Source organism: Microbacterium sp., from assembly GCF_031988965.1.
Taxonomy (GTDB): Bacteria; Actinomycetota; Actinomycetes; order Actinomycetales; family Microbacteriaceae; genus Microbacterium.
On record NZ_DALZXX010000021.1, the window covers coordinates 24,591 to 34,537 of the forward strand.

The 9,947-nt window shown below is 67.9% G+C and carries 9 protein-coding genes; 7 read left to right on the forward strand and 2 right to left on the reverse strand.

Features of this window, described 5'->3' with window-relative positions:
• Positions 1-34 precede the first annotated feature (34 nt).
• Both RTM68_RS06845 and RTM68_RS06850 read right to left on the reverse strand, forming a co-directional pair.
• Positions 35-1,051 (reverse strand): ABC transporter ATP-binding protein, encoded by a 1,017-nt coding sequence (locus tag RTM68_RS06845; protein ID WP_312169489.1) that lies wholly within the window; start codon positions 1,049-1,051, stop codon positions 35-37.
• 40 nt (positions 1,052-1,091) lie between these two features.
• The gene (locus RTM68_RS06850; RefSeq protein WP_312169491.1) at positions 1,092-2,168 is read right to left on the reverse strand and encodes an extracellular solute-binding protein; all 1,077 of its coding nucleotides are present in this window, start codon (positions 2,166-2,168) and stop codon (positions 1,092-1,094) included.
• Between the two features lie 471 nt (positions 2,169-2,639).
• Between RTM68_RS06850 and RTM68_RS06855 the strand changes: the two genes are divergently transcribed.
• From RTM68_RS06855 to RTM68_RS06885, 7 genes are all read left to right on the forward strand, one after another.
• Positions 2,640-4,340 carry an ABC transporter substrate-binding protein gene (locus RTM68_RS06855; protein WP_312169493.1) on the forward strand — a complete coding sequence of 567 codons (1,701 nt, stop codon included), beginning with the start codon at positions 2,640-2,642 and terminating at the stop codon, positions 4,338-4,340.
• Positions 4,341-4,342: 2 nt separating this feature from the next.
• Entirely contained in the window at positions 4,343-5,317 is a 975-nt protein-coding gene (locus RTM68_RS06860; protein WP_312169495.1) for an ABC transporter permease, read from the forward strand.
• Positions 5,314-6,312, forward strand: a complete 999-nt coding sequence (locus RTM68_RS06865; protein WP_312169498.1) for an ABC transporter permease — start codon at positions 5,314-5,316, stop codon at positions 6,310-6,312. The genes RTM68_RS06860 and RTM68_RS06865 overlap by 4 nt, the downstream gene beginning before the upstream one ends.
• On the forward strand, positions 6,309-7,208 hold the full coding sequence (locus RTM68_RS06870; RefSeq protein WP_312169500.1) for an ABC transporter ATP-binding protein: 900 nt from the start codon (positions 6,309-6,311) through the stop codon (positions 7,206-7,208). The genes RTM68_RS06865 and RTM68_RS06870 overlap by 4 nt, the downstream gene beginning before the upstream one ends.
• The gene (locus RTM68_RS06875; RefSeq protein ID WP_312169503.1) at positions 7,205-8,143 is read left to right on the forward strand and encodes an ATP-binding cassette domain-containing protein; all 939 of its coding nucleotides are present in this window, start codon (positions 7,205-7,207) and stop codon (positions 8,141-8,143) included. The genes RTM68_RS06870 and RTM68_RS06875 overlap by 4 nt, the downstream gene beginning before the upstream one ends.
• On the forward strand, positions 8,140-9,432 hold the full coding sequence (locus RTM68_RS06880) for an alpha/beta fold hydrolase (protein WP_312169505.1): 1,293 nt from the start codon (positions 8,140-8,142) through the stop codon (positions 9,430-9,432). Before RTM68_RS06875 ends, RTM68_RS06880 begins: the two co-directional genes overlap by 4 nt.
• Positions 9,429-9,947: aminopeptidase P N-terminal domain-containing protein (locus RTM68_RS06885; RefSeq protein ID WP_312169507.1), on the forward strand; the 519-nt coding region annotated here is incomplete at its 3' end. The genes RTM68_RS06880 and RTM68_RS06885, both read left to right, overlap by 4 nt.

The following is a 9,947-nucleotide window of genomic DNA, read 5'->3' on the forward strand; positions in this document are numbered from 1 at the left end:
TGAGGGGTCTTGGGGCTTCTGCGCATCCGACATGTCACGCCGCCGGGTACTGCAGAATCCAGCGGGGGTCGACATCGACGCGCACCGCGTCGCCCGGGTTCCACTGGCGGGCGTTCGCCGCAGCGGGCACGCTGACGCGCAGCGGAGCATCCTCGGCCTTCACCGTGTAGACGCTGTGGCTGCCGTGGTACGTGCGGTCGACGATGGTGCCGTCGAGTGAGGCGGATGCTGTCGAGCTCTCGCCGGCCTCGGCCAGGTGCAGCTTCTCGGGCCGCACGTAGGTCTGCGCCGTGGCATCCATCCCGCTGCCGAGGCTTGTGATCTGCGCCGGGCTGAGGCGGTTGTTCTCGCCGATGAACCGGCAGACGAACGGCGTCGCGCTGCGGTCGTAGATCTCCTCGGGGGTGCCGACCTGCTGCAGGGTGCCGGCATCGAGCACGGCGATGCGGTCGCTGAGGGTCAGCGCCTCTTCCTGGTCGTGCGTGACGTAGACCGTGGTCACGCCGACCTCGTGCTGCAGGTCTTTCAGCTGCTCGCGCAGCTGCACGCGCAGCTTGGCGTCGAGGTTCGACAGCGGCTCGTCGAGCAGCAGGATGCTGGGGGTCAGTGCGAGCGCGCGGGCGATCGCCACGCGCTGCTGCTGCCCGCCCGAGAGCTCCGACACGTTCTTCTCGAGCTGCGAGAGCGCGAGCCCGGTGCGGTCGGCGACCTCGTCGACGCGGCGGCGCTGCTCTGCCTTCGGCGTCTTCTGGATCGACAGTCCGAACGCGATGTTCTCGCGCACGTTCATGCTCGGGAACAGCGCGTAGTTCTGGAACACCATGCCCACGCCGCGCTTCTCGCTGGGCACGCGCGTCACGTCGCGGCCGTTGATGTGGATGCGCCCGCCGGTCGGCTCGACGAACCCGGCGAGGGCTCGCAGGGCGGTGGTCTTGCCGCATCCGGACGGACCCAGGAGGGTGAAGAACTCACCCTCCTGGATCTCCAGATCGAGATGCGAGACCGCGTGGTGATCGCCGAACGCGACCTCGACGTCTTCGAAACGGATCATGGTGTCTTTCCGGTCGTCTCTCTCGCAGGATCCGGTTCGATCAGCCGATGTACTCGAGCGTGACCTTCTCGACCCAGGCGCCGAGGTTCTCGCTCACGAAGCCGAAGTCGATGTCCTGACGGTCGAGGGTGCCCATGAGCTCGACGACCTCGGCGTTGGCCTTGTCGACCGCGCCCTCATTGACGGGCATCGAGTTGAACTCGGCCGCGAACTCGCCCTGCACCTCGGCGCTGCCGAACCAGTCGATGAACTCCTGGGCCTTGGCCTCGTTGCCGGTGCCGGCGATCTGCGCGATCTGCTCGGTGACGTACGGCACGCCGTAGTCGGGAACGATCATGCCGGTCGTGGTGCCGTACTCCTCATCGCGGGCCGAGATGCCGCTCGACGGGATGACGCCGTAGTCGATCTCGTCGCGCGAGATGCGGGCGTAGAGGTCGGTGCCCTCGACCGCGGGCGAGCCGTTCGCGTAGTACGACTTCACGAGATCCCAGCCCTCGTCGCTGACGCCCAGGTCGCCGTCCTCATCGAGGTGACGCGACAGGATGCTGGCGAGCACGAGCTGCGGGGTGGCCTGGCCGAGCGCCGGGTTGACCTCGTAGCGGCCCGCGTACTCCTCGTCGGTCCAGAGGTCCTCCTCGTCGGAGGGGGCATCCGTAATCTTGTTCTCGTCGTAGACCGTGACGATGGCCTGCTCGACGAGCGGCCAGAACGCGCCGTCGGCGGGGTCGCCCGCGTCGGCGGGAACGTCTCCGCTCCACTCGGGCTCGTACGCGGTGATCGCTTCTTCGGACTTGAGCTGCTCGAAGAACATGTTGTTCAGACCGAACACGACATCGCCGACGGGGTTGTTCTTCTCGGCGATGATGCGGTTGGTGAGGTCGGCGCCGCCGAGGCCCACGATCTCGATGTCGATGCCGGCATCCGCCGCCTGCTCGGTGATCCACTCGCCACGGCCGTCGCTGTTCGAGTTCGTGTAGACGATGAGGGTCTCGTCGGAGCCGCCTTCGCTGCCGCCGCCGTCGGACTCGGTGCTGCCGCCCGCGCATCCGGTGAGGGTCACGGCCGCCACGGCCGCGATGCCCAGGAGAGACCAGCGCTTCTTTCGGATGTCGACCATGGTCGCCTTTCTCGTCATCGAGGTATGTCTGATCTGACTGTATCTCGATGTTGTGGTTTGTGTACAACGATCTGTCTGATTCTTAGCCGCGTTCGCGCGACCGCACTCAAGATAGGCGGCGGAGATGAACTCCGGGGGAGCGCCGGGTGAACGACCGGCGGCGTCGTTCGTTGAGCGAGGACGACGAAGTCGCCTGAGACGAAACGTCGTGGGGCGATGTCGGGAGTGTGGGGCGTTTCGTCTCGCTCGGCGGCGCCGGGCTCGCTCAACGGCCGAAGGGCGGAACAGCCCGGATCACGGGGAATCGTCGACGGATTCTCGACGCATCCCACGTGACGATCCTGTTACAAGATGGCCGCGTCGCCGGATCCTCGGCTAGAAAAGATCCACCAGTACAGTTGTACATTGCACTGTCATGGGGTTCTATGGAAACCATTCGCAATGGCGCAATCGACAGAAAGGTCTGGTCTCGTGACCGCATCTCGTAGGCTTCCCGCATTCATCGCCGCGGCAGCCGCATCCGCTCTGTTCATCACCGGTTGTTCTGCCGGCGGAGGTGGCTCCGACGCCTCGCAGCCGGGCACCGACGGCACTCCGCAGACCGGTGGCACCGTCCACATGCTGCAGAACGCGGACTTCTCGTACCTCGACCCGGCCCGCGGGTTCGACGGCGGCGTCAACGCGTTCTACCGCCTCATCTACCGCGGCCTCACGATGCAGGCCGCCGGTGACGCCGAGGATCCGAACAAGATCGTCCCCGACCTGGCCGCGTCGCTCGGTGAGGCTTCGGACGACGGCCTGACCTGGACTTACACACTCAAGGACGACATCTTCTTCGACGACGGCACCCCCATCACGTCGGAGGCCATGAAGTTCGGCATCTCGCGGTCGTGGGATCCGCAGATCGGCATCGGCTCGCCCTACCTGCGTCAGGTCATCGACGCCCCCGAGGACTACCAGGGCCCCTACGTCTCGGGTGACCTGCCGACCATCGAGACCCCCGACGACAAGACGATCGTCTTCCACCTCAAGAAGCCGTTCCCCGAGTTCGACAACGTGCTCGCGCAGCCGAACGCCGTGCCGTTCCCCGAGGGCAGCGGCGCCGGCGACGAGTTCATCAAGGACATCGTCGCCTCGGGCCCGTACACGCTCGCCGAGTACACCCCGGGCAGCTCGATCGTGCTCGAGCGCAACGAGTACTGGGACGACGCGACGGATGACGTGCGCAAGGCGTACCCCGACAGCTGGCAGATCGAGATCGGCATCGACCCGGCCACGATCGACGAGCGCATGATCGCCGGTCAGAGCAACGACCAGAACGCGATCGCCGGCACCGTGAGCGCCGCGACCCTGCCCCGACTGCAGACCCCGCAGCTCAAGGATCGTGCGATCACGGCGGATGCCTTCTGCACGACCTACATGTCGATGAACACCACCAAGGCGCCGTTCGACAACGCCGACGTGCGCACCGCGATCAACTGGGCGATCGACCGCTCGGCACTGGTCAACGCCTCAGGCGGCACGCAGCTCGCCGACCCGGCGTACACGATCATCCCGCCGGTGGTCTCGAGCTTCAAGGACTTCAATCTGTGGGAGTCCGAGGGCGACAAGGGCGACACCGAGAAGGCCCAGGAGCTGCTCGACGCGGCCGGTCTGTCCGACGGGTTCGAGTTCACGCTCGACATCCGCTCGCAGCCGCTCATGCAGGGGCAGGCCGAGGCCATCCAGCAGGCTCTCGAGCCGCTCGGCATCACGGTAAACCTCAACGTGATCGACACCTCGATCTACTACGAGACCATCGGAACGCCCTCGCAGCAGCATGACGCTGCGATCACCGGATGGTGCCCGGACTGGGCCTCGAGCGCCAGCACGATCATCCCGCCGCTGTTCGACGGACGGAACATCTTCGAGAAGGGCAACTCCAACCTCGCCCAGATCAACGACCCGGCCATCAACGACCGCATCGACGAGATCGGCGCGATGACCGACGTCGACGAGGCGAAGACCGCGTGGGGCGACCTCGACGAGCAGATCATGGGCCTCTCGCCCATCGCGCCGCTCGTGTTCAGCAAGGGCATCTTCCTGCCGGGTGAGAACATCGCCGGCTACTACCCGAGCACCAGCCTGACGGACCTGACGATCATCGGTCTCAAGGACCCCTCGAAGGGCTGAGCATGACCTTCAGCTCGACATCGCTCGAGTCCGAAGCCACGCCGGCGGGTGACTCCAGTCTCGAAACGACACTGGAGTCACCCCCGGCCTCTGGCCGGCGGCTGTTCCGGGCCTTCGTGACCGACTGGGGAGCCATGCTCTCCAGCGCCTACATCCTGCTCATCATCCTCATGGCGATCTTCGCGCCGCTGCTGACGATGCTGAGCGGATGGGGTCCGTACCAGTTCGACCAGTCGGCCATCGACCCGAACCTCGGCGCGATCCCGATCGGGCCGTTCGGCGGCATCAGCGCCGAGCACTGGTTCGGCGTCGAGCCCGGCAGCGGCCGAGACATCTTCGCCCGCATCGCCTACGGCGCCCGCGTCTCGATGACCGTCGCCCTGTCGGCGACGCTGCTCACCACGGTGATCGGCGTCGTGATGGGTCTGCTCGCCGGATACTTCGGTGGGCTCGTCGACCTCGTCATCTCGCGCGTCATGGAATTCCTGATGGCATTCCCCGCCCTCATCTTCATGATCGCGATCCTGTCGGCCCTCCCCGCCGACAACCGCGTCTTCCTGCTCGTGGTCGTCATCTCGCTCTTCGGCTGGCCGTACCTCGCCCGCATCGTGCGCTCGCAGACCCTCTCGCTCAAGGAGAGGGAGTTCGTCGAGGCCGCGAAGGCATCCGGTGCGACCAGCGTGCGCATCATCTTCCGCGAGATCCTGCCCAACCTGCAGTCCACGATCATCGTGATGGCGACCCTCGCCGTGCCGGGCTACATCGGCACCGAGGCGGGTCTGTCGTTCCTCGGCGTCGGCGTCGTCCCCCCGACTCCCAGCTGGGGCCAGATGATCGCCGCCGCGACCCCGTGGTACGCCGTCGACCCGATGTACTTCGTGATCCCCGGCGCGTTCCTCTTCCTCCTGGTGCTGTCGTTCACGACCCTCGGCGACCGCATCCGCACCATCGCCACCAGTGGGGAGGCCCGCTCATGATCCGCATCGTCGGCTCACGTCTGCTCGGCATGATCATCGTGCTGTTCCTGGTGACCCTGTTCACCTACGCGATCTTCTTCCTGCTCTCGGCCGACCCGGCCGTGCAGATCTGCGGCAAGAACTGCACGCCCGAGCGCATCGAGCAGATCAGGGTGAACCTCGGGCTCGACCAGCCGTTCTGGACCCAGTTCTGGGGCTACGTCGGCGGTCTGTTCACGGGTCGCACCTTCATGGTCGCCGGTGCCGCGGTCGAGTGCGCGGCTCCGTGCCTCGGCTACTCGTTCCAGACCAGCCAGCTGGTCGGCGACATGATCGTGCAGCGCCTGCCCATCACCGCGACCATCGCGATCGGCGCGGCCATCCTGTGGCTGCTCGGCGGCGTCGTCGCGGGTGTGCTCAGCGCGGTGAAGGAGGGCAAGTTCCTCGATCGGTTCTTCGCCGGGCTCACACTCGGCTCGATGTCGATCCCGAACTACGTGCTCGCCCTGGCGCTGCAGTTCATCTTCGTCGTGGCGCTCGGCTGGCTGCCGTTCCCGCAGGCGGTGAAGTTCGCGGATGACCCGGCGCAGTGGTTCCTCAACTTCATCCTCCCGTGGATCGTCCTGGCGGTCGGCTACGCGGCGGTCTACACGCGCCTCACCCGCGCCAACGTGATCGACACCCTGCAGGAGAACTTCGTGCGCACCGCGCGGGCGAAGGGTCTGCAGCCCGGTCTGGTCTGGCGTCGACATGCGCTGCGTCCCGCACTCACCCCGATCGTCACGATCTTCGGCATGGACGTCGCGGGTCTGCTCGGCGGCGCCGTGATCACCGAGACCGTGTTCGGCCTGAACGGCGTCGGCAAGCTCACCGCCGACTCGATCACCGCCAACGACCAGCCGGTCATCATGGCCGTCACCCTGCTGTCGGCGTTCTTCGTGATCATCGGCAACATGGTCGTCGACCTGCTGTACACCGCGATCGATCCGCGCGTCCGGACGGGGGCCACCGCATGAGCGACACCGAGAAGACGACCTCGAACGCCGGTCCGCTGCTGTCGGTGCGCGACCTCACGGTTTCGTTCCGCACCGCGCAGGGCCCGGTCAGCGTCGTGAAGGACCTCGAGTTCGACGTGCCCCGCGGGGGCGCGCTCGGCATCGTGGGCGAATCGGGATCGGGCAAGTCGATGACGAGCCTCGCGATCATGGGACTGCTGCCCAAGGGCGGCACGGCCACCGGGTCGGTCCGGTTCGACGGCGCGGAGCTGCTCGGCATGCCGGAGCGCGAGAAGCGCCGCATCCGCGGCGACCGCATCGCGATGATCTTCCAGGATCCGCTCTCATCGCTGAACCCCTATTACAAGGTCGGCACGCAGATCGCCGAGGCGTACCTGTCGCACCGCAGCGGAGTCTCGCGGCGGCAGGCGCGGGCGGTCGCGATCGAGGCGATGGAGCGGGTGCACATCCGCGACGCCGCCCGCCGGGTCGACCACTATCCGCATCAGTTCTCGGGCGGCATGCGTCAGCGCATCATGATCGCCATGGCGCTGAGCATGGAACCCGACCTGATCATCGCCGACGAGCCGACCACCGCGCTCGACGTGACCGTGCAGGCGCAGATCCTCGACCTGCTCGACGAGATCCGCGGCGAGACCGGCGCGGGGCTGATCCTCATCACCCACGACCTCGCCGTCGTGAGCGAGGTCACCGACCAGATCGTCGTGATGCGTGCCGGCGAGACCGTCGAACGCGGCGACGTCGAGCAGGTCTTCAGCGACCCGCAGGCCGACTACACCCGACGGCTGCTCGACGCGGTGCCGCGCATCGACGACGAGATCGGCGTGCTGCGCACGACCGAGATCACGATTCCCCGCGACGGCGCAGGCCCGAACACCGGGAGGAGCGCACGATGAACGCCCAGACATCCGCACACACCCAGACCGCCCCGCGCGCAGACACACCCCTGTTCCGCGGCACGGATCTGGTCAAGGAGTTCCCCACCGGCTCGGCCGGACCCCTGGGCCGCTCGAAGACCTTCCGGGCCGTCGACGGCGTCTCGCTCGAGGTGCACCGCGGCGAGACCCTCGCGGTGGTCGGCGAATCGGGGTCGGGCAAGTCGACCACGGCTCGACTCGTCGCCCGGCTGATGGATGCCACCGCCGGGACGCTCGAATTCGAAGGCGCCGACGTGACCAGGGCGAAGGGCGGCGAACTGCGGGAGTTCCGCGGCGCCGTGCAGGTGATCTTCCAGGATCCGTACTCGTCGCTCAACCCCAAGCACACGGTCGAACGCCTGGTGACGGCACCGCTCGTGTATCAGGGGCGCAAGATCCCCGGCGGTGCGCGGGCCTTCACCCGTGAGCTCATGGAGCGCGTCGGCCTCAACCCGATGCACTCCGAGCGCTACGCCGCGCAGTTCTCGGGCGGTCAGGCGCAGCGAATCGGCATCGCCCGGGCGCTGGCCGTGCGACCCAAGCTCGTCATCTGCGACGAGGCGGTCTCGGCGCTCGACGTGTCAGTGCAGGCGCAGGTGATCAACCTGCTGCGCGATCTGCAGTCCGACGAGGGCTTCGGCTACCTCTTCATCGCGCACGACCTCGCCGTGGTGCGGCAGATCGCGACCCGCGTGGCCGTGATGTCGCAGGGCGCGATCGTCGAGACCGGCATGCGCGACGCGATCTTCGAGCGCCCCGAGCACGAGTACACGAAGACGCTGCTGAAGGCCGTGCCGCGCATCAACCCCGAGTGGGATGCTCGGCGCCGCTCGGCCGAGGCGGCTCGCGCCGCACAGCATCCGGATGCTCCGCAGCATCCGACCGATCCCACGACCCCGGAGGAGGGCCGATGACCCGCACCGCGACGGCGCAGTACATGCTGCCCGGCATCCGCGTCCGCGAGTACCGCACGACGGCACCGCTCGACTGGAACGCCCCCGACGGCGAGACGATCGAGCTGTTCGTGCGGGAGCTCGTCGACCCGGCATCCGACACCGCCGACCGTCCCCTGCTGACGTACCTGCAGGGCGGTCCGGGCGGCGCCAATCCTCGACCTCTCGGTCGCGACGGCTGGATCGACGAGGCGCTGCGCGACTACCGGGTGGTGCTCGTCGACCAGCGCGGAACCGGGCAGAGCACACCGGTGGATGCCGCGATCGTCGCCGAGCGCGGCGACGCGGGCGGCGACTTCCTGGCGTGCTTCCGCGCCGACTCGATCGTGCGCGACCTCGAGCACGTGCGCGAGACTCTGTACGACGGACGCCGCTGGGCGACCCTCGCGCAGAGCTTCGGCGGCTGGATCACCATGACGTACCTGTCGTTCGCCCCCGAGGGGCTCACGGCGAGCTACGTCTGCGGCGGAGTGCCCGGCATGCCGCCGCGCGCGAGCGAGGTGTACCGCCGCACCTTCGACCGGGTCGAGACCAAGACGGCCGAGTTCTACCGTCGCTTCCCCGACGACGAGGCCGCCGTCGCGCGCATCGCCGACCGGCTGGCCGCGGGCGACGTGCTCCTGCCCGACGGCGACGTGCTGACCGTCATGCGCTGGCAGTCGCTGGGCATCGACTTCGGCATGCAGCCGGGCTTCGAGCGGCTGCACTGGCTCGTCGAGAAGGCGTTCGTGCGCCCCGGCGAGCTGTCGACGGGCTTTCTGCAGGACGTCATGGCGCTGTCGTCGAGCGCGGGCAACCCGCTCTTCTGGACTCTGCAGGAGTCGATCTACGGCGACGAGCAGAGCGGTGCGACGGCGTGGGCGGCGCAGGCCGAGCGCGAGCGACGTCCGCAGTTCGACGAGTCCCGCCGACCTCTGCTGTTCACGGGCGAGATGGCGTTCCCGTGGATGTTCGACGAGGTGCGGCTTCTGCGCGGCTTCCGCGCCGCCGTCGACCGGCTCGCAGCGAAGACCGACTGGTCGCCGCTGTACGACCGTGCTGCTCTGCAGAGCAACGAGGTGCCGGTCGCGGCGATCGTCTACTTCGACGACATGTACGTCGACGCCGGTCTGCAGCTGCAGACGCTCGAGGGCGTCGGCAACGCGCAGTACTGGGTGACGAACGAATACGAACACGACGGGATCGGATCGGGCCGCACACTGACGCGCCTGCGAGAACTCGTCCGAGACCGCGGAGGAGAGCGCGCATGAGCGACACGACCACCGGAGCACGTCCGCCGTACGCGGGAACCCGGTACCCGAGGCTGGCCCAGATCCCCGCCTTCCGCGACTTCATCGCGCAGGGGTGGGATGACGTCCCGACGCGACCCGACCTGCCCGCCGGCACCGCGCAGGCCGCGGCCGCGCATCGCGAGCGCCTGAGTGCAGCGATGCCGGGGCAGACCCTGGTGCTGAGCTCGGGGATCGCCCCGGTGCGCAACGACGACTCCTCGTACGGCTTCCGCGCCGACAGCAGCTTCGTATGGGCGACCGGATGCCAGACCGAAGACGCGACTCTCGTGATGTGGGCGCGACCGGGCGGCCACGACGCGGTGCTCTACATGCCCGCGCCGTTCCGCCCCGGCGACGACGGTTTCTTCAGCAACGCACTGCACGGCGAGCTCTGGGTCGGCCCGTCGGCCGGCCTCGCCGAATGGGCCGACGAACTGCAGGTCGCGGTCGAGCCGATCGAGGCGCTGCCCGCCCGGGCCGCCGAGCTGCGCGGC

What these genes read in the sequence shown, in the direction of transcription:
- RTM68_RS06845 (WP_312169489.1), bottom strand. Translation starts at nt 1,051, where the DNA reads ATGATCCGTTTCGAAGACGTCGAGGTCGCGTTCGGCGATCACCACGCG.
- RTM68_RS06850 (WP_312169491.1), bottom strand. Translation starts at nt 2,168, where the DNA reads ATGGTCGACATCCGAAAGAAGCGCTGGTCTCTCCTGGGCATCGCGGCC.
- RTM68_RS06860 (WP_312169495.1), top strand. Translation starts at nt 4,343, where the DNA reads ATGACCTTCAGCTCGACATCGCTCGAGTCCGAAGCCACGCCGGCGGGT.
- RTM68_RS06865 (WP_312169498.1), top strand. Translation starts at nt 5,314, where the DNA reads ATGATCCGCATCGTCGGCTCACGTCTGCTCGGCATGATCATCGTGCTG.
- RTM68_RS06870 (WP_312169500.1), top strand. Translation starts at nt 6,309, where the DNA reads ATGAGCGACACCGAGAAGACGACCTCGAACGCCGGTCCGCTGCTGTCG.
- RTM68_RS06875 (WP_312169503.1), top strand. Translation starts at nt 7,205, where the DNA reads ATGAACGCCCAGACATCCGCACACACCCAGACCGCCCCGCGCGCAGAC.
- RTM68_RS06880 (WP_312169505.1), top strand. Translation starts at nt 8,140, where the DNA reads ATGACCCGCACCGCGACGGCGCAGTACATGCTGCCCGGCATCCGCGTC.